The organism is Bartonella heixiaziensis, from assembly GCF_046245125.2.
Classification (GTDB): Bacteria; Pseudomonadota; Alphaproteobacteria; order Rhizobiales; family Rhizobiaceae; genus Bartonella; species Bartonella heixiaziensis.
This window is the reverse complement of sequence record NZ_CP176404.1, coordinates 1,834,087-1,857,717: the sequence shown is the minus strand read 5'-3', so window position 1 is coordinate 1,857,717 and position 23,631 is coordinate 1,834,087. Positions and strand designations below refer to the sequence as shown.

Below are 23,631 nucleotides of genomic sequence, written 5' to 3'. Positions count from 1 at the left end.
ACAATATGGTGAGCACAGGATCATCTCTGGGCGCTAGAGCAGGTAACGCCCCTTATCGCACCGTAGATCATAAATTTGATGTTGTTGTTGTTGGTGCAGGTGGTGCGGGTTTGCGTGCAACACTTGGCATGGCTGAGCAAGGATTAAAAACAGCTTGTATCACAAAGGTTTTTCCAACACGCTCACATACAGTGGCTGCACAGGGTGGTATTGCAGCGTCGCTTTCCAATATGGGACCTGATAATTGGCAGTGGCATTTGTACGATACAGTGAAAGGATCTGATTGGCTAGGTGATACCGATGCAATGGAATATTTGGTGCGGAATGCTCCTGCTGCTGTGTACGAATTAGAACATTATGGAGTTCCCTTTTCACGGACGCAAGAGGGTAAAATTTATCAACGGCCTTTTGGGGGACATACAACAGAGTTTGGAGAAGGACCACCAGTCCAACGCACTTGTGCAGCAGCAGATCGCACTGGGCATGCGATTTTGCATACGCTTTATGGACAGAGCCTAAAACATAATGCACAGTTTTTTATCGAATATTTTGCGCTTGATTTGATCATGACTGATGGTGTGTGTACAGGTGTTGTGGCGTGGAATCTCGATGATGGTACAATGCACCGTTTCTCTGCTAAGATGGTTGTTCTTGCAACCGGTGGATATGGGCGTGCTTATTTTTCGGCAACATCGGCTCATACGTGCACGGGTGATGGTGGTGGAATGATCGCGCGTGCCGGATTGCCGCTTCAGGATATGGAATTTGTTCAGTTTCATCCAACAGGTATTTATGGTTCTGGCTGCTTAATTACAGAAGGAGCACGTGGTGAAGGAGGTTATTTGGTCAATTCTGAAGGTGAACGTTTTATGGAACGTTATGCTCCTTCTTTTAAAGATTTGGCTTCGCGTGATTTGGTTTCGCGTTGTATAACGCTTGAAATTCGTGAAGGGCGCGGTGTTGGTCCGAAAAAAGATCATATACATTTGGTTCTCAACCATATTGATCCAGCTATATTGCATGAACGTTTACCAGGAATTTCTGAGTCAGCACGGATTTTTGCAGGTGTTGATGTAACAAAAGAACCTATCCCCATCCTTCCAACGGTTCATTATAACATGGGTGGGATTCCTACTAACTACTACGGGGAAGTTCTCAATCCAACAGCTGATTCGCCTGATCGTGTTCAACCGGGTTTGATGGCAGTGGGGGAAGCTGGATGTGCCTCTGTTCACGGTGCTAATCGTTTGGGTTCAAATTCATTAATTGATCTTGTTGTGTTTGGGCGTGCCGCTGCAATTCGTGCGGGTGAAGTGATTGATCGTGACGCTGAAATTCCACCTATCAATGAGGAAGCTGTTGACGAGATTATAGCACGTTTTGATCGTTTGCGTTTTGCTCAAGGTGGTACGCCAACCGCCGTGTTGCGTGAAAAAATGCAGCGCACTATGCAAGAAGATGCTGCTGTATTCCGTACAGCTGAGTCTTTGCAACAAGGGTGTCAGCGGATAAGTCAAATCTGGGATGAATTGTCTGATCTCAAAGTAACAGATCGCTCATTAATCTGGAATTCTGATTTAGTCGAAACATTAGAGCTTGAGAATTTGATGATTAATGCGATTACCACTGTTTATTCTGCAGAAGCACGTCTAGAAAGTCGAGGGGCTCATGCGCGTGAAGATTATCCAGAGCGTGATGACAAAAATTGGCGTCATCATACAATTTCTCGTTTATCAAAAGATGGCAAGGTGACGTTGTCATATCGACCCGTTCATGTCGATCCATTAACATCTGAAGCAGATGGTGGTATCGATTTAAAGCGTATTGCGCCTAAAAAACGTGTTTATTAAGGGGAGAATAAATTATGGTACAAATTAAGCTTCCCAAAAATTCTCAGGTGAAAGCCGGAAAAGTTTGGCCTAAACCTAAAGGGGCTACGCAACTTACGGAATTTCATGTTTATCGTTGGTCGCCTGATGATGAAGAAAACCCCCATCTTGATACCTATTATGTAGACCGTTCAGCTTGCGGTCCAATGATTCTCGATGGACTGTTGTTTATTAAAAATCATATTGATCCAACTTTGACACTTCGTCGATCGTGCCGTGAAGGTATTTGTGGTTCATGTGCGATGAATATTGATGGGAAAAATACACTTGCTTGTACCAAAGGTATGGATGATGTAAAGCATCCAATAAAGGTGTATCCTCTCCCTTCTATGCCTGTTGTCAAAGATTTGGTTCCTGATCTAAAGCGCTTTTATGCGCAGCACCGTGTGATTGAGCCTTGGTTGCAAACTGTTTCGCCTGAGCCGGCGAAAGAATGGTTACAAAGTTATACGGATCGCCAAAAAATCGATGGTCTTTATGAGTGTATTTTGTGTGCATGTTGTCAGACATCATGTCCCAGTTATTGGTGGAATGGCGATCGTTATTTGGGCCCTGCTATTTTGCTTCAAGCTTACCGCTGGATTGCTGATTCACGGGATGAAATGTGCGGTGAGCGTCTTGATAATTTAGAAGATCCTTTTCGGCTTTATCGATGTCATACGATTATGAATTGCACGCAAACTTGTCCAAAGGGTTTAAATCCAGCTAAGGCAATTGCTGAAATTAAAAAACTCATGGTTGAACGTCGCCTTTAAAAATTGACTGGTTAACAAGGATAAAGTAAAGGGGAATAAGTTACGTCCCCCCATGTTTTTTGTGCTTTTTGAGGCTTTGTATGGATATTAATCTATCAAAGTTTGTTGGCTTTTTATGAGGATAACAACGCGGCTGTCACTGCATAAAAAGTGAGAAGTCCTTCTGCGCAAAAGAGATATCTCATTGAGAAAATGTATCTTGAATCTGTTTTTCTATCACGCTTTCCTTTCATATTCTCAGCAGAGATTGTTCATATATTCCCATCAATTTGATTTTATGAATATAACACAAGGGATGTGTACGGACATCTGTAAGGATAAGCTAGACGCAAAGCCAGATGTGTTGTGGTTATTTTTCGCAAAGTGTTTTATAAAAAGCCGGTACATCTCTCTAATTTATTGCTGGAAAATTTGTGTTTTTTCTGTGTTGTTTGCTTAACAAGGCTTGTGTTTTTGCTTCTGCCTGTAAGTTAACATCCAACTCTAACGTAGCCGTATGTTTGAAACAGAGATTAAGGCGGAATGAAAGCCTTATGGGCTGCATTAGCTTTTGTATGCAAAATTGGGGTGGGCGTATTGCGTATACCTGTTTATATAATCTCTGAAACGGAAATACAGTCCAATTTAAGGAGAATATGAAGTTTTAAGGGAAGAAATCAATGCCCATCTTTACGGCTTTCAAAAGCATCCACGGCAATGTCTTTTAAATAATGAAGATTGCACATTTCTACGCGCTTGTTTCAAAGAGACATCGTCTTAATGCTCATAAGCCCATTTCGCGGTGGTGCCAGTTGAATGGTATAATAGTGAAGCCATTGAGCCCAGCATCTTTACGTTTGTGAAGGTGCAAGCTGGCACCATCATACTCTTTGTCAGCTCTTAATGTTGCGACAGCTCTTGCTAAGGCGATTCATGAGAAGTATTTTTACACCTTTCTTTAAGTGTTTTTACTCTCACGCTAACTCCTAATTGTAATGCGCAAGAGAATATTTTTTGATCAATATAAGAGGGGTTGAAATGAAAGAATCTTATGATATTGAGTCTCTCATTCAAGTTAAAAATTATTAATTTTCATTATAAATCAATATGTTGATTTCATTTGTTTGGATGTTTTTGGGGTTGGAGAATGTCGCGAGAGGTGTGTTGAAGGAGGAGATGATTCTCGGTGAGGTTGGTTGTCTGTAAAGGAGCTCTAGTGAGAGAAGCTTCTGGTGGTGGGATATTCGTGAAATGGTTTAATTGGTGAGGTGGGCATCTGTCTTTCGATGCTACTGAGAGTGAATCGTGGGAAACGAAATGTTTTCTTTCAGGGTGCGCTGTTCAGTTATCTAAAAATTGTCAAAATGTACTGCAAGTGGATACGGAAATGTTTTCCTTGTAAAAAGCTGTCAGTACAGATCTAGAGTATGAATTTTAGCGAATACACTACTGAATAGTAAAGCGTGATATATAAATTCCAAGATAAAGAAGCTACAGTTCCCCAAGAGAATAAATAGTAATTTCTTTTTCATTTAGTGTTCGAGAAGCTGATTCAAATGTTGCATTTAGTGGTGCGTATAGAATGATCTTTCAAGATACAATTCACTACTGTTTTCTTTTTTAATCAGATACATAGATATTCTTCAAGTGATGGAATGATTTGGTCCTCTCTGTTTTTCAAAAATAATGCCAATTGTAAAAACAGCTTTTTTAAAGCACATGGTGGCTTTGCTTTTTCAATGGCGCTAGATGAGATGCCTCTTATTTTGGATACAAAAATCCATAAAACTCATTAAATCATGTTTAGATTCAAAATGATCTCGTTACAGAGTGGTCTTTGGCAATGCTTTAGCTTCAAGAATTGCTTTAAGTGAAGGCACTGTATTGTCTTTTGAGATCAAAGTGCTTTGCTTTTGTTAAAGTTATTTTGTCATGAATGAAAGTTACATTTATAGTTTGAGGGTGTTTAGATTTTTCTTAACACTCTTTCCTTTTTTATTTAATTACAAGGAGAGTTAGGGATTGTATTGTGTGTATACATAACATTTTATTAGAAAATAGCTTTTTCAAGTTTAACAAATGACATTTTTAAAGGCACTCCAATAACAGGTACATTTTTATACGATCAAAAAGTATTGCCGTAACTGGTATAAATTTTTTTATTTCAGCATAAGATCACAATTAACGGTAAGAACTAAAAAATCTTCCAACTGCAACAATTTGGTGTTTTATTTCTTCTTTTCCTCACCTCATAAGATAGCCTTAAAGCTTATGATAACGAGCGTTTGAAAGTTAAGGTCGATACCACAAGCAGTTGTTATTAATGTCATTAAAGTTAAGAAGGGTATCGTCTACAATTTCCAGAATTATGCATGACAGTGAAATTTTTATCAAACGATGCTGCTCGGAAAGTATTTAAAAGGACGTTCAATATAAGTCATTGCCTTTATGATGATCGTTTATAGTTGTCGAGTACTATAATATTATAAGGAGAGAGAGTGATGTGTGAGGTGAGTGCTTCTTCTTCCTCTAAGAATGTTTATTTTGTAGTGATTTTTCACTTTCGATATAGGTATGCACTTTCCAAAAAAACTATAAAAATTTATTGAAGGTGATGGGATACAAGAGTAAGGGAAGCTTTGCGCATGCCTTAGTTTTTCTATGGGGTGTAGTGTGTCATTTCCTTTTTATCTTTGGTTTGTAAGAGCGTTAAAAGTATAGCAGGCAAGCGTAGTTAGGGTAAGGAGGATATTTTAAAAGGTTGAATTAAGTAAAATAACCGTGACAATTTGTCACGGCTTTTATAGGCTTTTTGGTCTTGCATTGAAAATATATGCATTCAAGAAAAAAGTCTCGTTTAAGCTATTTTCGATTTAGAAAAAATCGGATCGTAAAAAACTTCGGAAAGTTTTCGATCCTTGAAGAATAGCACGACATCAACTGTTGTGTAGAGTACCATCTTTATCATTTCCAGATCGAGTTGACGACCAACTTCCGATCTTTTGATTAATGTGGCGCACCGTTCAAATGTTTGTAAAGCATTGTTGGCATGTGTTGTGGTAATTGATCCGGGATGTCCAGTGTTCAAGGAGTTGAGATACTCCCATGCTTCATTACCACGTAGTTCAGCGAGAAAAATGCGATCAGGCGATTGACGCATACACGCATCTAAACATTCATCAGCTGAAACACGGCCTATGTCGTCACCATAAAGCATATGCACGTGGTTAGGATGATTCGGTAAAAAGAGCTCATGAACATCTTCAATCGTTATAATACGTTCTTCTACAGGTACTTTTTCGATTAAGGAACGGGCAAATGTCGTTTTACCTGATCCTGTTTTACCTGCAATAATGATGTTGCGTTTATGAAGTACACATTTTTCCAAAAATTCAAGAATTTTCCTGTCACGTTTAAATTGCAGAAGTTCTATTTCAAAGGGCTCCAATCGTGTGAAATTTTGTTTCAATAGGAAGTCATTTGCTTCTTTCTCTGAAGGCTTATTGAAACTTACATCGGTAAAACCATTGAGTGCTCCTTCTTCGTTGAGTTCCTCTAGTGTTTTAACCGTGAGAGAATGCTTGCGAATCATAAAAGATAGACCGCCATCGATGACAGCTGGTGTTTGTATAATTGTACCGCGCTGTCCTCCGGGCAATAGCACATAATTAATACTTCTAGGTGCCATACCGTTATAAACGATAATGGCTGTAATCAGTGTCTGCAAAAAAGAGTTTGTCAGCTCTGGTGCATTATGTACCTGCCAACCCTCAAAACTTTTTGTCCATACTTCACAGGGACGACAGATCGATAATTCTGTGATTTTCGGATCTTGTAAGAAATGATCAAGCGGTTGCAAAAGCTGTGCAACTGCTTGATCTTTCTGTATTTGATTAGCGTGTAACGAGACTGTAGACATCACTGAAATCCAGATCTCGAGCAACGAAAATATTCACTCGTTCGCCTTGGTTTTTGTAAAGTGTTGGTGGAATGTTGATTGAGTTTCGAAGAACTTCACTAACTACCGATTCAGCACCCTGCAGATTTTGATATTGTGATTTCTCCTTATCGTCTTTATTTCTTTGACCAAATTTTCCTTTCACCCATTCTCCTAAATCACCAATTATACTCACCATGATTGCACCACCGAATCTTTGCCAAAAATGTGTATCAATCCAACCACCGATACCAGCTTCACCAAGAGGGCCAGTGCCGGGTGAATCAAGATTGACGATAACACCAGAAGGCGTTTCAATACGCGACCATTGCACAAAAACGCGGGTCTGTCCTTGCTGTATGCCGCTTTGATAGAAACCAACGACTTTAGAACCACGATCTAACAAAACTACGCGACCGCTCGTAGAATATACATCACGTGTTAAATGACATGTGGTCATTCCTGGTTGTGACGTGACGATTTTGGTTTCTAGTGTGCAATCTATCAACGTTCCTTGCGTAATCAAGAGATCACGGTTATGGAGTTGAAGTGCATGTGATTGACCTAATCGTACAGGCTGGAGCTGATCGAATAATGCACCACCATTTCTTTCAGTGGTATTATTTTTTGAATGCTCTACAGAGCTTTCACTACCGCCACCGTTGTTAAGACTCGAGCTTAACATGCGCTTGCGTGCCAATTCTTCCGCATCCTTGATTAAATGCGGTGGTATTGTGGTTTGAAGAAGCTGCGCTAAGGCTGGCGGAATACCCTGTGTTAATTCTTCTGTTTTTGTTAGTTTGTCTAATTCTTCCACAACCGTTGGTTCTTCTATAACGCGAGGGGTATAGCTCGGTATAATTTGCTGCACTGTTTGTTGTGGTTTTTCTTCCTCAACGTCTATGGTATCCCGCATTTTTAAAGCTTTCCAAGTCAGAGCAATCGGCACTGCTACTATGACAATGAGTCCTACCATTAATAATGCACGTGCACCTGGAATTATCGGGCGACGCTCTGTACCTAATTCGGAACTACCATATGCATCTTCAATGTATTTCTGCTCGGCGTAGTCCAGTTCTGCACCTGTATTGTTTTCATCCCCTTTCTTATTGCCGAACATCATTTACCTCCTTTATTGATACGATGAACCACCGAGGATATTGTTCCAGTTGTGTTTGGTATTCCATTGGGGTCATAGGCTTCATTGAAAACAGCCAAAGCGCGTTTTCCAAGTCGGATAAGCCATTTAGGGTTGACCTTATGAACAGCGATAATATCATTGGAATTGCCCACGACGGTGCGCGGTATTAAGCTTTCATTCCCTTCAGCATCCACTACGTAAATTGATGGCATGTCCATGTTAGCGGGAAACTTGAAATAGGTAATACGTCCATTATCCCATGCGTTAATCGGAGCAATATCTTGGTTGCCGCTCATGGTATAGCTAAGGTTATATCCTTTCACGCTTTTGTAAAAGCCACGTTCAATGGCAAGACGTTGGCTATTTTCCTGTAACTTTTGAGCATTTGTATCTGGATAATGGAAAGCTAATTCGTAGGTAGCTCCAGCACGGTCATTTCGAAACTGTAGACGGAATTTATAGCTACGTTTGTCAGTTACAACGATGAGATTTGTATTGGCAAGTTCTGCTTTTGGTTTAATAAAAATATGCCGCCCTTTATGTGCAAAAGCATAGGCATCCGAATCACCAAAAGCATGGGTGATATACTGTTCGCCTTCTTCAAGGATAATATGTGTTGCCACACCAAGAACTGTTTCAATTTGAACGACATCAGCAACATTATATGTCACATAGCGAATGCGGTGATCGTATTGTGAATTGGATGGGGTTTTGAGTGCTTGCACAGGCAACGTATAAAATGAGGAAAACGAGGACAGTAAGGCAACAAACATAAGTTTTTTCATAATAAATTAATCCCTCAATTATTCAAAAGTATTTCTGGGTCAGAACGGTAGCTTGTGACCTGAAAACCAAGGGGGTTAAGCAATCGATCAGATGATTTCATTGGTGCCCCAACGTAAGTGTAGCCAATTGTTGCAATTTGATGCTGTTTCGGTCCAACCGTGCCATTGTTGTCATGTTGTTGCGTCGTAAAACGCACAGTCGCTTGACCTCGTCCATTCGGTTGAATTGAGCGCACCTTAACTGTAATGCGTGCTTTGTTAGAAAGCACTTGGTCTCGCGCATTTTCACCATCATAGATTTTGTAAAATTCCTGTTGAACAGTTGGTGCGCTTAAAAGCGCTGTAGTGTCATAATTCAGCTGAATGGTATCGTGGTCATAGGTTTCGCGGTTAAGCACATATTGATTAAGCCAATATCTGTCTACAACTTCGCCATAGCTAGTTTCATGCTCACGCATCACAGAGATAACATCAACTGCACCCGTTGCATTATCAACGCGTAGCACCAAAGGAGTTGGAGCTGGTTGGGAGAATCCAACAACTCCGCACGCCATACCTAACAATCCAAAAAGGCCAACAGCACCTGCTACATACCATGCCGACTTGCGCGACTTTATAAATTCGTTTATGAGCTCACGTTCTAAACCTCGGCTTTCTTCATAATAGCTGTTAAGTTGTTCGGCTTTTACTGGTTTAGCTTGTCTTTTTCTCATATGTTTCCTCACTGGATTTCGGCAGGGATAGTTTTATTAATAGGTACACGGTTCCAATTACTCGGTTGCTTTGGTTTTGGAGCGAATAGGCAAGCTGACAAAAGATTCGCAATCAAAATTATAAAAATGATTTTTTTCACTCTAATATCCCTGTTTTGCAATTATTAAATACGATATATCATTTATTTGTCATTATTTCAATTTTGATTATAAAATATATTGTCTATAATTATATTAATTATTCCTTATTATTTATGAAAAATACAACTGTAATGCGGATATAATAACCAAGTTAAAGGATCATTTGATTGTGCGGCTACTACGAGGAGGATTTCTTCCTGCTGTATCTAATTTCCATAGATGCCCAAATGTAACGCCTTTTGCTAAAGCATTTGCAATGCTTGATATTTTGAGTAATAGCACAATAAAGATGATAGATAGAATGACTATAGTACCGACCATATAACCGACATTGTAGTACATATCTAGTTTCACATCTTTTGTGAAGTTTGCAAAGATTTTCATCATAAAGCTAAATACGGTAGCTAAGAGCACAATGAGGATTGTATAGCTTAAGACTTGGGATATCCATTGTTCAAACAAGCGATAAGTTGGTTGCCAAAGCAAGGCAACGATAAAGAATGGTCCGAGTCCGATGAGGAGCACGAGGGCGATTTTAGCTAGCAGAACGAACGCACCACCTATTGCTACAAGGAAGCTTGTTGCAAGCAAGATGAGGATACCGAAGAGTCCGTATAGCACTCCATCGGAGTCAAAGAAAATCCCTTCCTCGAAAGCGCGTCCTGCACAATCGAAACCATTGCTGGCTGCTGTATCAAGTAAATTAGCCAATTTGTTATTATCGATAGGTTCTTGTAGGAGCGCACTTAACAAACCGCTGGGTATTTCTTTTATCAGATTTGTGATTTCTGGCTGATAAATTCCTGTGGTCAATGCCATAGAAGTAATGATGCTTATTCGTAGGCAACGGCTTAAGAAACCGGAGACGGGCATATCTATTGTACCGCGAATGATAAGCCATCCATATGCAATGAAAGCGATGGTTAAACCGGTTGATACAAAGGGTGTTACTGTAATGATCGCTTTTGAAGAAAAATCCGTGACATATGTTTTTGTTGCCCGATCAATGACACTGAAAAGTTGTGTGAACATAGTGAAGGACATAGTATTCCTCTTTAACGAATTTTTATTTTTGTTTTTATGCGATTTGCTAAGCAATTTGTGTAGAAATTGTTTTAGGGTGAAATGAGATTTGACAGGTTATTTAAATCCTCAGAAAACGTTGTTATAAAAATTCTTAACTGGGAGCGTTGTTATCAAACCGTATTGTAGGCATTCCTGAGAGTTCTTTTCTGAAAGCGCGTAAATGTAAAGCACGTTTCTGCTGTTCAATAAGCTTGTGTTCAGCATTCTGAAGATGTGTAACCATTTGTAATTTTCCAGCTTCATTCTCGAGTGTAGCTAGCATTCCATTTATGTACGCTTGCATTTCTAAAATACTTTTCAGATCTTGCGTTTTTTCGATATTTGTTAACATTTTCATGATTTTGGCGAAGCGATTTCTTGCTTCCTGAAAAGTTTGCAAGCTTACAGCTTTATCAATAGCTACTGCGTGTTTGAGACGTTGATTAATAGATTCGCGCGCATGTTTGTGATCTGTAAAGCGTTCGATATTTTCTTCTTTCTCAATGCCTTGAACATTTAATGATTTATTACGGATTACTTGATTTTGTTTAGTCTTATTATAGATAAAGTGTGGATTTGGAAGGTATAAATTTTCGTCATTTTGTTTTTCTATTAATGTTGTCCGATCACCCGTTATTGAAGCATGTATTTTTTCTTTTTTCTTAAGTAGATCTTCATTTAATGCGAGTTGTTGTTTTAATATATTAAAAATCATATTCTGCATTACTTGCACCGGATCTACTTTTGGTTTTGGTGGTGGTGGTGGTGGTGGTGGTGGTGTTGAGGGAAGTGCGTTTTTTTTGGGAGACCATCCCCAATTAAAAAGATCACCATTTGCCAGATTTGGTACTCCAAAAAATACAACGATTCCTGCTATAATAAACAGCTTTCTCATATGTTTCCTCATTGGATTTCGGCAGGGACAGTTTTATTAATAGGTACACGGTTCCAATTACTCGGTTGCTTTGGTTTTGGAGCGAATAGGCAAGCTGACAAAAGATTCGCAATCAAAATTATAAAAATGATTTTTTTCACTCTAATATCCCTGTTTTGCAATTATTAAATACGATATATCATTTATTTGTCATTATTTCAATTTTGATTATAAAATATATTGTCTATAATTATATTAATTATTCCTTATTATTTATGAAAAATACAACTGTAATGCGGATATAATAACCAAGTTAAAGGATCATTTGATTGTGCGGCTACTACGAGGAGGATTTCTTCCTGCTGTATCTAATTTCCATAGATGCCCAAATGTAACGCCTTTTGCTAAAGCATTTGCAATGCTTGATATTTTGAGTAATAGCACAATAAAGATGATAGATAGAATGACTATAGTACCGACCATATAACCGACATTGTAGTACATATCTAGTTTCACATCTTTTGTGAAGTTTGCAAAGATTTTCATCATAAAGCTAAATACGGTAGCTAAGAGCACAATGAGGATTGTATAGCTTAAGACTTGGGATATCCATTGTTCAAACAAGCGATAAGTTGGTTGCCAAAGCAAGGCAACGATAAAGAATGGTCCGAGTCCGATGAGGAGCACGAGGGCGATTTTAGCTAGCAGAACGAACGCACCACCTATTGCTACAAGGAAGCTTGTTGCAAGCAAGATGAGGATACCGAAGAGTCCGTATAGCACTCCATCGGAGTCAAAGAAAATCCCTTCCTCGAAAGCGCGTCCTGCACAATCGAAACCATTGCTGGCTGCTGTATCAAGTAAATTAGCCAATTTGTTATTATCGATAGGTTCTTGTAGGAGCGCACTTAACAAACCGCTGGGTATTTCTTTTATCAGATTTGTGATTTCTGGCTGATAAATTCCTGTGGTCAATGCCATAGAAGTAATGATGCTTATTCGTAGGCAACGGCTTAAGAAACCGGAGACGGGCATATCTATTGTACCGCGAATGATAAGCCATCCATATGCAATGAAAGCGATGGTTAAACCGGTTGATACAAAGGGTGTTACTGTAATGATCGCTTTTGAAGAAAAATCCGTGACATATGTTTTTGTTGCCCGATCAATGACACTGAAAAGTTGTGTGAACATAGTGAAGGACATAGTATTCCTCTTTAACGAATTTTTATTTTTGTTTTTATGCGATTTGCTAAGCAATTTGTGTAGAAATTGTTTTAGGGTGAAATGAGATTTGACAGGTTATTTAAATCCTCAGAAAACGTTGTTATAAAAATTCTTAACTGGGAGCGTTGTTATCAAACCGTATTGTAGGCATTCCTGAGAGTTCTTTTCTGAAAGCGTGTAAATGTAAAGCACGTTTCTGCTGTTTAATAAGGGTGTGTTCAGCATTGCGAAGATGTGTAACCATTTGTAGCTTTATATTTTCATTCCTTATCATGGCTAGCATTCCATTTATGTACGCTTGCATTTCTAAAATACTTTTCAGATCTTGCGTTTTTTCGACATCCTTTAACATTTTTGTAATTGCAGCGAAGCGATTTTCTGCTTCCTGAAAAGTTTGTAAGCTTACAGCTTTATCAATAGCTACTGCGTGTTTGAGACGTTGATTAATAGATTCGCGTGCATGTTTGTGATTTGTAAAGCGTTTTATATTTTCTTCTTTCTCAATGCTTTGAACATTTAATGACTTATTACGGATTACTTGATCGTGTTTAGTCTTATTATAGATAAAGTGTGGATTTGGAAGGTATAAATTTTCGTCATTTTGTTTTTCTATTAATGTTGTCCGATCACCCGTTATTGAAGCATGTATTTTTTCTTCTTGATCAAGCAGATTCTTAGTTAATGCAAGTTGTTGTTTTAATGCATCAATAATTTTCTTATACGCCATCTCCACAGGATCTACTTCTGGTTTTGGTGGTGGCGATGGTTCTGATTTTGGTAATAGTTCTGAGAGAGGAGGTGTTGTTTTTTTGTATAACCACCACCAATCATAACTACCCGCTAGGGTTGAGCTTGGCATTCCAAAAAATATAACCGTACCTGCTATAATAAATAGCTTTTTCATTTTTATTCCTTTTATTTTTCATATATTACAGAAAGGCTGGAAATTATATTACGATTTTATAAATTCACACTTTAATCTTCAGCTTTCTTTATAATAACTGTTAAGCTGTTCTGCTTTTACTGGTTTAGCTTGCTTTTTTTCATATCGCTCCTCGCTGAATTTCATCAGGAACTGTTTTATTAATAGGTACGCGATTCTACTCATTTGGTTGTTTTAGCTTTGCCACCAACCCGCAAGCGGATAAAATGCTTGCAATCAAAACTATAAAAATGATTTTTTCACTTTAATATTCCTGTACTGCGATCATTAAAGATAGTCTAGCACTTTTTTATCATTATTTCAATTTTGATTGCAAATAAAAATACATAGTCTGCGATCATTTAAGCATTTTGTATAGAGTTTTTTAGGGCAGAGTGAAATTCTACAAGTTGCTTAAATCATTAGAAAACGCAAGACATCCTTTTTTTATAAGAGTAAAAAACTATTTAGCGCAGAAAATATTGTTATAAAGACTTATCGGATAAACTGTATGGTAGGCATTCCTGTATTTTTACTGTTCAAAATTTTCATATTGCGTTTATATTTTTGCTGTTTGATAAATTCTCGTTCAGTATCACGTAAATGTGCGACCATTTGTATTTTTGCATTTTCATTTTGGATTATAGCTAGCATGCCTTTCATGTATGCTTGTAACTCAGCAATGTCTTTTAGATCGGTCGTTTTATCAATTTGCTTTAATAATACTAAGATATGCTTTAAACGAGCTTCTGTGTTCTGAAAAGCCTGTGAACTTATATTTCTGTCTATAGCTGTCGCATATAGGATGCGTTTTTCGATAGATTTGCGTGCCTGACTAATAGAATCAGAAATTTCTTCTTCTTTCAGAATGGCATTGAGTGACTTGAACTTAGATGCTAAAACATCAGAATTTTTATCATAGACCAATTGGGGATCTTTGAGAAAAAAACTCGTGTACTCTGCTTCTCTGGTATCAGATTTCCGATTTCCCGTTATAGACTTATGCGTTTCTTTTGTTTTTTCAATATGTTCTTTGTTTAACTCAAGTTGTTGTTTTATTAAATTAATGATCTCTGCATAGTGTTGTGGTATAGAGGGTTTTTTAGGTTTCGGTTTTGAAGGCCTCGAAAACCAATTAGTCCATCCCGTTGAAACTGATGCACCTAAATCTGCAGCTCCCGCTCCCCAAGTAAAAGCTGTTGCTGAGCTTGGAATTCCTAAAATTGCTATTGTTGTTATTGCAAGAACTGCTTTTTTCATGTTTCCCTCCTATCATTTTTTACATGTTGTAAAAAAGCTGGTAACCACACTGCCGGATCATCACCTACTTCAGAGACAATGCTTTCGACTAACTCTGCGTTGTCAGGTGTGCCTGATAATACCAAGAGCTCATCGCCAAAGTCATGCTCGATGGTTTTTCCATTAATTGTAGTATAGAATTTACCAAGATCCAGTTCTGCTAACGCCGATTGATCACCTTGCTTGATAAGGAATTGACGACTAAACTCTCCAAGTCCTTTGATCAATTCAAATTCAACGTCTGTTAATTTAAAGCCTTGTGTATAATCTTCGTAATTTGCTTTAGGGTTGGCTAGAAAAATGTAAGTTGCGCACTGCTGAATGAGCGTTTTGGCGATATTGCTTTCTAGGGCATCACCAGGCTCTTGTGTAGCGTAAACAAAAATACCATTTTGTTTACGGATAGTTTTTTGTTTGTTTTTTGCCAAATCCTCAAAGTATGGGTCTTGTAAAGGTTTCCAAAACTCATCGAAGATATACATAAAGCGTTGGCCGCTAATCATTCCTTCCGTTCGATAAAGCAAATACATCATCACTGGAGTACGAGTCTCTGGATTATCTAGGAATTCAGTAATATCAAAGCCGTAAATTTGATGTGTTGAGAGATCAAGTGCATCATTGGGATTATCAAATAACCATCCATAATCACCACCTTCACACCATTTTATCAAACGCGCGTGAACTGATGGATGTGCATTATAATCACTTAAATGCGGATTTGGTAAAAACTGTACCAGAAAAGACAAGCGACGCAACGATCTATCAATGTTGCTACTCATAACAGACATGACAGCTTGGTTAATCTCTTCTTCGTCGTGGTGTGTGACTTCGCCACCAGCTTCTGCTAACTTTTTAACAAACTGTTTTAGAAAAATCAGATTTTCTTGAGTAGGGGGAAGTTGGAACGGATTAAAACCACTTTGTCTACCAGCTTTAAATGATAAGTATTTTCCCCCCATGGCTCGAATAACAATTTCCATGCCACGATCTTTATCAAAGACAACGGTCGTTGGCTTGAACTTTTGCGCTTGCGCTAATAGAAACCCGAGTAGCACTGTTTTACCAGAACCAGACTGTCCGATGATTGCAGTATTACCAAGCAGACGCTTGTCCGTTGAATCTTCTTCAAGTTTTGAGGCATGAAAATTGAAATAAAGAGGTGTTTTACTTGTTGTTTTAAGAATCGTAACTGCGGGTCCCCATGGATTTCCAGTTGGCTTACCTGACATAAAGTTATGGAAGGATGAGAATGACAAAAAATTCAGTGACGTAATTGGTGCAGGACGTGGTCGCCATTTCCAATTTGCAGGAAGTTGTGCCCAATAACCAGCCTCTATGGCTAAATCTACAGGTTTTGGCAATACGGCAACATCTAGCAATGCTGCGCTCGCTTTTGCCATATGGTCGCGAACTTGTTGAATTGTATTGCCGTAGAGTGTCAACGTGCAATGATGCTCTCCCATGACAAAATGCCCACTTACAAGCTGGTTGAGGGCTTCATCAATTTGTTCAATTTGACTCGTTGCTACATCACGCGCATCAATGAGATTACGCTGATGCCTCTGCAAATAATCCTTAGCAGCATGGCGCGAAAGTATAGAAAAGCTTTGCGTTAACACGAATTCGAAGTCGCTTTCCAGTAAAACATTCAGTTGCCCTGGTTTTGTTGTCGTGTCGTATTCTTTAATTTCTAGCATCCCAAACCGGCGCATTCCAGTGATTGTACGCAGCTCACCTAGTGCACCCCATTTCGAGAAAAAAGGACGATTTATCGACATATAATCTGCAAAGCGATCATGGCATATTGGCATGGGGTGGTATTCGCCGTTGACAAGCATTGCAAGAAATTCAAGTGCAGAAGAATAGGCATGCCCATTTTTTTCATAGGTACCAAGAAGTTCCGCACCGTAACGTTTTAACGACTGACCTAAAGTGTTATTGATGTCATTGAGAGCTTTGATACATGATTCCTGCCGCATCTTTTTTTGATCAGGCGTTTCGCGTTCATGCTGAGAAAAGAATGACATAATCTTATCGGCTATTGGTTGGAAAACAATGGTCAAATACAGGTCATTGACCATCAGATTATAACCAGTAAAACTTTGTCGATATTTTTCATCAAGTTGGTAGCAAAACATTTGATCAAATGTTGAATCGGGATATTCATAAACACGCCGGCGCACGATATGTGTCCACAGCGATAAATTAGCCGATGCAATACCACGTAAGGTATTGTTTAGCTCTTTTGTCCATTGGAAAATATCCTCTTGTGAAGCACTTTGATGTGAACGTCCGTCAATTTTCCAGATAGACAAGTACTCTGCGTTTTTGGTAGAGATAATCGTATCTGTAACGTGGTGTGAATAGGGTATGAATAAACTTACTGGCGTCTCTGATACGAGTCGTTTGCTGCTTTCAACAGCCGTCATGTTTATCTCCTTTTGCGGTAGTTAGAGGGACTATAACTTGATGCGCCCCAAAAGCTCTTGTTGCGGTTGCGAAACTTGGTATCGATCCACAGCCACCAAATACGGAATGCTTTATCATCATTCTTGGTAATTTGTGCCATAATGAACCAGAGTGGCGGTGCAATTACCCATAAAAAGATATTTACTGTCATAGCAACAGAAGCAACACCTATAACCATAATAATGAGTGGCATCATGGGCACACCCCAAATTGTTGGAACACGGGTTGCTCCTTTGAATAAAGGAAATGCTTCATGTTTTTGTGATTTCACGGGCTACTCCGATTAAGTAATGTAAAATAATATACTGCTGAGATAAAATGCCGCGCCTGCCATGATGACACTGAACGACCATCGCATGAATGTAGCTTTTGAGATGATACGAAACAGATAAATCAGCAGTAAAAATAAAAAAATGACAGCACCAGCAATAGGGATAATCAAACTGAGCCCATATTGCATGCCTATAAAAACATCAATGTTTCTAGTTGTCGATTGAGCATTTGCAGGTTGTGTCGCTAAAGAAATGAGCAAAATTGTAAAAGCAGTCCTACTTTTACTGTTCATTTTGGTTTGAAGAGCATTTGATTGTTTCATGTTTTTCACCCTCACTATAATCAAAGTTGCTATAAAAACTTTTCTTCGCTTGCAGCGTAAGTAAAATTATCACTGATCTCTTTACACCTGACACATACAGATCTCATTTTTCATAAAGTGAAAACTTTGTACCATATTGGTTTCATGGTCGGTTTTAATTAGAAGAGAACAGCATTTTAGTAATTTGGACTGCCGATCCAGCGATAACCACTCCAATTGCCCACCGCACAAATGTATCTTTTTCGATGTAGCGCCCAGCATAACCAATTGCTAAGCATAGAAGTATAACGGCAGCAGCAATGGGAATAATTTTATCAATAAGCTCGTTTTGCAAACCCTTTAAAGCTCTTTCAGCATTCCCCAAAGCTTTTTGGGAATACACTGGACTATCCATTAAAAAAACAGCTATTGCTGCAGTAATTGCGATAATCCTATTGTTATTTTTTGACGGGAGGTTAATTAATCGCTTCATATTTTACTCTTTTTAGTTTTTTAAACAATATTTGCACTTTTAAAAATCAGTGAAAATGATCACTTTTTTCTCTACAATTGACGGATAAACGCTACAATGAAAACATTTTGTTTCATTTTTAATCGCGATATAATCCATTATGGCTTAAATAACATTGTAGCGATTTGGGTTGCTGATCCAGCGATGACCACACCAATTGCCCACCGTACAAATGTATCTTTTTCGATGTAGCGCCCAGCGTAGCCAATTGCTAAACATAGAAGTATAACGGCAGCAGCAATAGGGATGATGTCATCAATGAGGCTTTTCTTTAGATCGTCTAAAGCCTTTTTAGCATTCTCTAGTTTGGCATATGCAGGATGAGTTATAAAAAACAAGGTTACAGCTGCAACAATTGCCATAATCTTACTATTATTTTTTTTTGACAGGAGAATACTTTGTTTCATATTTTTTCTCTTAATTGAAATTACAGTTGGCACGAGTAGCTCCTTTTTCTATTGATATGCATGAAATTACGGTAGTTTATACTTCTCTTTGAATACAAAGAGACATTTAACGTTAGAGAGCTTCATGCTCTATTCTGATTATGCGTTTGTGAATAACATATTAGCAATTTCAGCTGCCGATCCAGCGATGACTACGCCAATTGCCCACCGCACGAATGTATCTTTTTCGATATAGCGTCCCGCATAACCAATTGCTAAGCACAAAAGGATGACAGCGGCGGCTATAGGGATAATTACATCCAATTGGCCCTTAAATGCAGTTAAAACATTTTTAGCCTTGGTCAAATCTTGTGCTTGAGCATGTACAGGATGCGCTATAAGAAATACGGCCATAGCCGCAACAGTTGCGTCGATTTTATTATAAATTGCTGTTTGAAGCATATTGGATCGTTTCATATTTTTTATCCTAAAAACAATTAACTTTGCTATTAATATTCGTGAAATCACTAAGATTCAGAATACTCCACGAATAAAATGGATATCTCATGCCGTGTGAGATTAAGGATTCATTTTGTAAACAATATTGCAACAATCTCGGTTGCTGAGCCGGCGATGACCACGCCAATTGCCCACCGCACGAATGTATCTTTTTCAATATAGCGTCCCGCATAACCAATTGCTAAGCCCAAAAGTACAACGGCAGCAGCCACAGGAATAATCCCAACTAACTCTCTTTGAAATGTTTCTAAAGCAGTTTTTGCCTTTCCTAAATTTTGTGCTTGAGCATAAACAGGATACTCCATTAAAAACGCAGTTATAGTTGCAGCAGTTGCGATAATTCTATTATGAATTGTTGTTTGAAGCATATTGGATCGTTTCATGTTCCCCCTCTTGATTAAGTTTAAAATTGCCATAAGTAACTCCTCTTTCATGAAGAAATTTAAAAAGATATTTCGGATCAGCCCAAGTTCTCAGCTTCCCTCTTTGCGTAAGAAGTGTATATTCATTTGGTTTCCCGGTTATTGGATCATCTGCAATAAATGTAAAATACCATTCTCTTTCTGAACGCATCACAACTGTAATTTCACGTGCTGCTTTCTGATTAAATGCTGTATCAACACTGTTTTGCTCTATCATTTTCATTATTTAGCCCTCGATTAGAATAGATTCTGTCCAATCTTACTAATTAGAGCTTTAATATTCTTTTATCTACCGTCTATCACTGTATCCTATCAAAATTGTAGCTTTAACCCATAATTTAAGTGCGCTAAACGCTATTCTCCTTCCTTTCTAAAGAAGAGGCGTCCTCTGCTGTAAAAGCATCATGCGCACCGCTTTCTTTCTGTGTAAACGCATCTGGCAACTCTTCTGAAGCGCTAGAGAGAGGCTCTGTTTTTATTGCCTGTTCTGGCTCTGCTGTATGAAGTCCTATAGATTTCTGTGGCTTTTGACTTAAACGCACAGGAGTTCTTTCTCCAACATATAAGGCAACTTTTTGTACATACGCGTTGGTAGAGAGATTGATAGAACCACTCTTGGAGCTTACCGTATTATAATAGCTCAGCGCAGCTTGTAGTGCAGTTTGCTCAGAACTGCACGCCAACACGGCAGGTTCATAACAGTGCGTTAAAGCAGCTTGCGCAGCGTTGAAATTTTTGCAGGGATCAAATAAGTTAGAAAGAGACATGCTAAACCATTTCAAATTTTTGGCGTTTATTTGCCCTAAACCCATGTCAAAATTATGACCATCTTGTTTAAGTTTTTTGGTTATTGCAATTACTTCTTTCAACGTGGAAGATTGATGTGAGAGTTTGTGATCATAGTTGAGATCGACTGCATAAATAGAATCACGCGATTCTTGCATGACGACAGCCGAAAGCATCATGGGGTGAATAGCGGGTGCACATGCAGCAGCGAGTATCATGAAGCTTGGAACAGTCATTGGCAATACACCTGATAGACAGTCTTATCGATAGAACCGTCGATGCTGTACAGATTCTCTAAATGCCACACTATATTGCTGTAGATTCGTAGAGTAAGATTGCACAACCCAAAATTTTGTTTTTTGCAACTATAGATTTTGTTGTTTCTGAAAATACTTTTGATACATACCAATATGCGCTTGACTGCATAAACATGCGAAACAAAACGGAATATATCACACCCGCCAATATCACGATCATTGAGGTTATAAAAAAGGGGAGAGCATCTAAACCATAGCCATTTTTGCTGGCTCATTGCGGCTGATTTTGTAACATAATTTTCTGCGGGTTTCAGCCTTTCTTGATATGGATGATATGAAGCAGAAGCCAATTGTATATGAAAGTGCTTTTTATTGTTAGAATGAACTATTTGATTGTTATGCGGAGAGGACTTGTTCTTTGTTAAGGTTTGCCATAATTTATAAAACAGCGATTTATATTCACTTTCGACCGCCGGTTTATGAGAGTCAGAGAGGCGCAATAAAGCTCTCACACTCCGATTATCAAATTCAGCGATCGAACTGAAAAAGGATATGGCAGTGGTAACTGAAGCAAAAATAGATAATCTTTTTTGGTTCAAAACACAACTCCGTGAAAGTGATATATTCATCGTAATTTTAATTTCGATAACAAATAGGCAAAAATTGTCTATAATTATGTTTAAAATATGGCAAAGCGTAATTCTTTTTTGCAAGGGGAGTGATAAAGTGAATGATCTCAAAAATATGAATCTTAATGAACTACAAGAAATGCGTATCCAAATCGATGCAGAATTGAAAAAGCGGCAAGCAAAAGAAAAGCAGAATGCTCGGAAAAAAATTCTTGAAATTGCTAGTGCACATGGAATTGATATTGCTGATCTTGTGAGCAAAGAGCGTCATTATAGAAATCCTAATAACCAATGGGAATTATGGAATGGGCGTGGACGTAAACCTAAGTGGATTAAAGAATGGTTAGAGAATGGTTATGCGCTTGAAGAACTAGAAGTAACATAATTCGCAAAGTATGAGGATTTTAAGAGATAAGCGTGTGTTTTTCTGCAATATGATGCATTAAAATGCTAAACTAGGGCGTTAAAGTCTTGGGATGGTCGAGGAAGTCCCCATATGAAGAGCAAAAGCGTTCTTCTAAGTAGCAAGAAGTGTGCTTTTGGTTTTATGCCCTTACGGGTTTGAAATGCTGCTCTGTAGAGCAGCAGCTTGATGCTTTTAGGGATTTTAGCCTGATATCTTTTCTTGTGAGGCTTGTATATTCGGCGTTAGCTTGTTTGTCTTACTATCCATGTGGTTTAGATGAGATGATGTTTTAAAAAATAAATTTTTTCTAGGATATGCGTTGATGTTTTTCATTAAAATTGATGATGTAGATCAATTTCAAGGGCGTGTTGAAGGCAGAAAAGAGGAAACTATTCCCCGCCTGTCTGTTTTTTAAGAGAGCGGTAGAGAGTGGGTTATCTGCATGATTCATTATTCATTAAATCTCGTGAGGATGTAGATTGTCGGCAACTTTATTATCGTATGGTAATAGACTCTAGAAAAATTTTGGTACTTTGAGAATGGACAAAGGGGTTATCTTGGTAAAGACGAGTCTCGTCCATAGATTGCAAAAAGTGCGCTGGTGCGATTTTTGCTTATTTTTTCTTAGAGTGGGAATCCGTGTAGCAGACGTGGGGCATTAGGGGTGAGGCCAGAAGCCTCCTGAATGAAATATTTTTTCATTTTTGGCGTTTGATTGACAATTCCAAGACCAACATCGCGGAGCATTCGCAAGAGAAGGTTGTCATTGGAAAAAAGTTGGTTAAGCCAGTCATTGCTCAAGGCCATACGTACAATTTCAAATCGTCTCCAGCTTTGATAGCGCTCTAAAGCTATGAGGGATCCAATATCAAGACCCAAGCGCGCTGTTTCAATAATCACTTCAGCGAGTGCAGCGCTATCGCGTAATCCTAAATTAAGTCCTTGTCCTGCAATGGGGTGAATTGTGTGGGCAGAATCGCCAATGAGTGCAAAACGCGGTTTGATGCAGTGACGTGTTAAAGAAAGGCTCAAGGGAAAAGCTTGGCGTTCTCCATTCCAAAAGAGTTTTCCAAACCGATGACCAATGCGTTTTTCAATTTCTGTTTCAAAAATAAGAGCGTCAGCGTTGAGGTAATATTGCGCAGTTTCATGGTGTTCGTTCCATACAACAGCTGATCGATTTCCTTTGAGAGGAAGAAGAGCGAAAGGGCCAGCAGGTAAGAAATGTTGAATTGCTTGGCCATGATGAGGTTTTTCATGTTCAATCGTGCAGATGATTGCGGTTTGTTTATAAGGATGAAAATAGTTTTTAAGTCCTGCTTTTTCGCGTAATTTTGAATGCGCTCCGTCGGCTGCAATCAGCAACTTTGTTTGCCAAATTTTTTTGTTGCTTAAAGTGACAGTTGTATGTTGCTCTTCTTGATGAAAATCAATAACACGCATGTCTGCGATGAAAGTAATATCCAGATCTTTTGCCCGCTTTTTTAAAGCACTGATGAGCTCTTTATGTTCCACCATAGCGGCAAAGGGTTCATTGGGGGTAACCTCTCCTTCAAAGGTTAAAAGCGTTGGTTTGACTGGATCATTTGTGTATGCATCTGTGATGATCATTGAATGAATCGGTTGGGCATAGGGTTTTACATGTTCCCAACATTGTAATTGTTCCAACATACGAATAGAAGCAGCAGCAAGAGCCAATGCTCGTATATTGGAAGTGGGGAGTTCTTCTTGAGGAGCAGCATCAACGATATTGATTTTCAGATCAGAGGCAGCTTGTTTGAGTGCGACTGCTAGTGTCAAACCCACAATTCCACCGCCCGCAATGAGGAGATCGCATCGTTTTATGTTTTTATGAGAGCTTATATTTTTATTGGATTTTACACCTTTTTTATTGAGATCAGAATACACAACGCTTTTTCCATTG

Annotated in this window: 24 protein-coding genes; 3 read left to right on the top strand and 21 right to left on the bottom strand. The window is 38.6% G+C overall.

Annotated features, from left to right (window positions below):
• The first annotated feature begins 5 nt into the window (after positions 1 to 5).
• Positions 6 to 1,850, top strand: coding sequence for a succinate dehydrogenase flavoprotein subunit (gene sdhA / locus ACKC4Y_RS08120; RefSeq protein ID WP_409361228.1), 1,845 nt, complete (start codon positions 6 to 8; stop codon positions 1,848 to 1,850).
• A gap of 14 nt (positions 1,851 to 1,864) precedes the next feature.
• Complete coding sequence (locus ACKC4Y_RS08115) at positions 1,865 to 2,644, top strand: succinate dehydrogenase iron-sulfur subunit (protein ID WP_409361227.1); 780 nt, start codon at positions 1,865 to 1,867, stop codon at positions 2,642 to 2,644.
• A gap of 2,836 nt (positions 2,645 to 5,480) precedes the next feature.
• On the opposite strand, the gene virB11 is transcribed toward ACKC4Y_RS08115, so the two are convergent.
• The 20 genes from virB11 to ACKC4Y_RS08015 all read right to left on the bottom strand — a co-directional run bounded on the left by virB11 (position 5,481) and on the right by ACKC4Y_RS08015 (position 20,651).
• Positions 5,481 to 6,545, bottom strand: coding sequence for a P-type DNA transfer ATPase VirB11 (virB11, locus tag ACKC4Y_RS08110; RefSeq protein WP_409361226.1), 1,065 nt, complete (start codon positions 6,543 to 6,545; stop codon positions 5,481 to 5,483).
• A complete protein-coding gene (gene virB10, locus ACKC4Y_RS08105) occupies positions 6,517 to 7,680 on the bottom strand; it encodes a type IV secretion system protein VirB10 (RefSeq protein ID WP_409361225.1) in 1,164 nt (387 codons plus the stop codon). The genes virB11 and virB10 overlap by 29 nt, the downstream gene beginning before the upstream one ends.
• Entirely contained in the window at positions 7,680 to 8,486 is an 807-nt protein-coding gene (gene virB9, locus ACKC4Y_RS08100) for a P-type conjugative transfer protein VirB9 (RefSeq protein WP_409361224.1), read from the bottom strand. The genes virB10 and virB9 overlap by 1 nt, the downstream gene beginning before the upstream one ends.
• 14 nt (positions 8,487 to 8,500) lie before the next feature.
• Positions 8,501 to 9,199, bottom strand: coding sequence for a virB8 family protein (locus ACKC4Y_RS08095; RefSeq protein ID WP_409361223.1), 699 nt, complete (start codon positions 9,197 to 9,199; stop codon positions 8,501 to 8,503).
• Positions 9,200 to 9,207: 8 nt separating this feature from the next.
• Positions 9,208 to 9,339: a lipoprotein gene (locus ACKC4Y_RS08090; RefSeq protein WP_409361222.1), complete on the bottom strand. Its 132-nt coding sequence runs from the start codon at positions 9,337 to 9,339 to the stop codon at positions 9,208 to 9,210.
• Positions 9,340 to 9,499: 160 nt separating this feature from the next.
• Entirely contained in the window at positions 9,500 to 10,384 is an 885-nt protein-coding gene (locus tag ACKC4Y_RS08085) for a type IV secretion system protein (protein WP_409361219.1), read from the bottom strand.
• A 133-nt stretch (positions 10,385 to 10,517) separates the two neighbouring features.
• Complete coding sequence (locus ACKC4Y_RS08080) at positions 10,518 to 11,300, bottom strand: type IV secretion system protein (RefSeq protein ID WP_409361221.1); 783 nt, start codon at positions 11,298 to 11,300, stop codon at positions 10,518 to 10,520.
• A gap of 8 nt (positions 11,301 to 11,308) precedes the next feature.
• Positions 11,309 to 11,440 (bottom strand): lipoprotein, encoded by a 132-nt coding sequence (locus ACKC4Y_RS08075; protein WP_409361220.1) that lies wholly within the window; start codon positions 11,438 to 11,440, stop codon positions 11,309 to 11,311.
• Between the two features lie 160 nt (positions 11,441 to 11,600).
• Positions 11,601 to 12,485: a type IV secretion system protein gene (locus ACKC4Y_RS08070; RefSeq protein WP_409361219.1), complete on the bottom strand. Its 885-nt coding sequence runs from the start codon at positions 12,483 to 12,485 to the stop codon at positions 11,601 to 11,603.
• 133 nt (positions 12,486 to 12,618) lie between these two features.
• Positions 12,619 to 13,410, bottom strand: a complete 792-nt coding sequence (locus ACKC4Y_RS08065) for a type IV secretion system protein (protein ID WP_409361218.1) — start codon at positions 13,408 to 13,410, stop codon at positions 12,619 to 12,621.
• Between the two features lie 513 nt (positions 13,411 to 13,923).
• Positions 13,924 to 14,688, bottom strand: a complete 765-nt coding sequence (locus ACKC4Y_RS08060) for a type IV secretion system protein (RefSeq protein ID WP_409361217.1) — start codon at positions 14,686 to 14,688, stop codon at positions 13,924 to 13,926.
• Positions 14,685 to 17,156, bottom strand: coding sequence for a VirB4 family type IV secretion/conjugal transfer ATPase (locus ACKC4Y_RS08055; protein ID WP_409361216.1), 2,472 nt, complete (start codon positions 17,154 to 17,156; stop codon positions 14,685 to 14,687). Before ACKC4Y_RS08055 ends, ACKC4Y_RS08060 begins: the two co-directional genes overlap by 4 nt.
• Before the next feature lie 2 nt (positions 17,157 to 17,158).
• Positions 17,159 to 17,467 (bottom strand): type IV secretion system protein VirB3, encoded by a 309-nt coding sequence (locus ACKC4Y_RS08050; RefSeq protein ID WP_409361215.1) that lies wholly within the window; start codon positions 17,465 to 17,467, stop codon positions 17,159 to 17,161.
• A gap of 12 nt (positions 17,468 to 17,479) precedes the next feature.
• On the bottom strand, positions 17,480 to 17,791 hold the full coding sequence (locus tag ACKC4Y_RS08045; protein WP_409361214.1) for a conjugal transfer protein: 312 nt from the start codon (positions 17,789 to 17,791) through the stop codon (positions 17,480 to 17,482).
• A gap of 154 nt (positions 17,792 to 17,945) precedes the next feature.
• Complete coding sequence (gene trwL / locus ACKC4Y_RS08040; RefSeq protein ID WP_409361213.1) at positions 17,946 to 18,263, bottom strand: VirB2 family type IV secretion system major pilin TrwL; 318 nt, start codon at positions 18,261 to 18,263, stop codon at positions 17,946 to 17,948.
• A gap of 137 nt (positions 18,264 to 18,400) precedes the next feature.
• Positions 18,401 to 18,709 carry a VirB2 family type IV secretion system major pilin TrwL gene (gene trwL, locus ACKC4Y_RS08035; protein WP_409361212.1) on the bottom strand — a complete coding sequence of 103 codons (309 nt, stop codon included), beginning with the start codon at positions 18,707 to 18,709 and terminating at the stop codon, positions 18,401 to 18,403.
• A gap of 138 nt (positions 18,710 to 18,847) precedes the next feature.
• Positions 18,848 to 19,165, bottom strand: coding sequence for a VirB2 family type IV secretion system major pilin TrwL (trwL, locus tag ACKC4Y_RS08030; RefSeq protein ID WP_409361211.1), 318 nt, complete (start codon positions 19,163 to 19,165; stop codon positions 18,848 to 18,850).
• 110 nt (positions 19,166 to 19,275) lie between these two features.
• Entirely contained in the window at positions 19,276 to 19,590 is a 315-nt protein-coding gene (trwL, locus tag ACKC4Y_RS08025) for a VirB2 family type IV secretion system major pilin TrwL (RefSeq protein ID WP_409361210.1), read from the bottom strand.
• Positions 19,553 to 19,852: a KorA family transcriptional regulator gene (gene korA, locus ACKC4Y_RS08020; protein WP_409361209.1), complete on the bottom strand. Its 300-nt coding sequence runs from the start codon at positions 19,850 to 19,852 to the stop codon at positions 19,553 to 19,555. Before korA ends, trwL (ACKC4Y_RS08025) begins: the two co-directional genes overlap by 38 nt.
• 124 nt (positions 19,853 to 19,976) lie before the next feature.
• Positions 19,977 to 20,651: a lytic transglycosylase domain-containing protein gene (locus ACKC4Y_RS08015; RefSeq protein WP_409361208.1), complete on the bottom strand. Its 675-nt coding sequence runs from the start codon at positions 20,649 to 20,651 to the stop codon at positions 19,977 to 19,979.
• A 747-nt stretch (positions 20,652 to 21,398) separates the two neighbouring features.
• On the opposite strand from ACKC4Y_RS08015, the gene ACKC4Y_RS08010 reads away from it, so the two are divergent.
• Positions 21,399 to 21,686 carry an H-NS histone family protein gene (locus tag ACKC4Y_RS08010; RefSeq protein ID WP_409361207.1) on the top strand — a complete coding sequence of 96 codons (288 nt, stop codon included), beginning with the start codon at positions 21,399 to 21,401 and terminating at the stop codon, positions 21,684 to 21,686.
• Between the two features lie 645 nt (positions 21,687 to 22,331).
• Here the strand turns inward: ACKC4Y_RS08010 and ACKC4Y_RS08005 are convergent.
• Positions 22,332 to 23,615, bottom strand: coding sequence for a ubiquinone biosynthesis hydroxylase (locus ACKC4Y_RS08005; protein WP_409361206.1), 1,284 nt, complete (start codon positions 23,613 to 23,615; stop codon positions 22,332 to 22,334).
• Positions 23,616 to 23,631 lie beyond the last annotated feature (16 nt).

Bases quoted from the DNA above. Each gene is read 5' to 3' on its own strand.
- ACKC4Y_RS08015 (WP_409361208.1), bottom strand. From the start codon at position 20,651: ATGACTGTTCCAAGCTTCATGATACTCGCTGCTGCATGTGCACCCGCT.
- ACKC4Y_RS08115 (WP_409361227.1), top strand. From the start codon at position 1,865: ATGGTACAAATTAAGCTTCCCAAAAATTCTCAGGTGAAAGCCGGAAAA.
- ACKC4Y_RS08065 (WP_409361218.1), bottom strand. From the start codon at position 13,410: ATGAAAAAGCTATTTATTATAGCAGGTACGGTTATATTTTTTGGAATG.
- trwL (WP_409361212.1), bottom strand. From the start codon at position 18,709: ATGAAACAAAGTATTCTCCTGTCAAAAAAAAATAATAGTAAGATTATG.
- ACKC4Y_RS08055 (WP_409361216.1), bottom strand. From the start codon at position 17,156: ATGACGGCTGTTGAAAGCAGCAAACGACTCGTATCAGAGACGCCAGTA.
- trwL (WP_409361211.1), bottom strand. From the start codon at position 19,165: ATGAAACGATCCAATATGCTTCAAACAGCAATTTATAATAAAATCGAC.
- ACKC4Y_RS08070 (WP_409361219.1), bottom strand. From the start codon at position 12,485: ATGTCCTTCACTATGTTCACACAACTTTTCAGTGTCATTGATCGGGCA.
- ACKC4Y_RS08045 (WP_409361214.1), bottom strand. From the start codon at position 17,791: ATGAAACAATCAAATGCTCTTCAAACCAAAATGAACAGTAAAAGTAGG.
- ACKC4Y_RS08085 (WP_409361219.1), bottom strand. From the start codon at position 10,384: ATGTCCTTCACTATGTTCACACAACTTTTCAGTGTCATTGATCGGGCA.
- virB10 (WP_409361225.1), bottom strand. From the start codon at position 7,680: ATGTTCGGCAATAAGAAAGGGGATGAAAACAATACAGGTGCAGAACTG.
- ACKC4Y_RS08080 (WP_409361221.1), bottom strand. From the start codon at position 11,300: ATGAGAAAGCTGTTTATTATAGCAGGAATCGTTGTATTTTTTGGAGTA.
- trwL (WP_409361213.1), bottom strand. From the start codon at position 18,263: ATGAAGCGATTAATTAACCTCCCGTCAAAAAATAACAATAGGATTATC.
- ACKC4Y_RS08095 (WP_409361223.1), bottom strand. From the start codon at position 9,199: ATGAGAAAAAGACAAGCTAAACCAGTAAAAGCCGAACAACTTAACAGC.
- virB9 (WP_409361224.1), bottom strand. From the start codon at position 8,486: ATGAAAAAACTTATGTTTGTTGCCTTACTGTCCTCGTTTTCCTCATTT.
- korA (WP_409361209.1), bottom strand. From the start codon at position 19,852: ATGAAAATGATAGAGCAAAACAGTGTTGATACAGCATTTAATCAGAAA.
- ACKC4Y_RS08060 (WP_409361217.1), bottom strand. From the start codon at position 14,688: ATGAAAAAAGCAGTTCTTGCAATAACAACAATAGCAATTTTAGGAATT.
- sdhA (WP_409361228.1), top strand. From the start codon at position 6: ATGGTGAGCACAGGATCATCTCTGGGCGCTAGAGCAGGTAACGCCCCT.
- trwL (WP_409361210.1), bottom strand. From the start codon at position 19,590: ATGAAACGATCCAATATGCTTCAAACAACAATTCATAATAGAATTATC.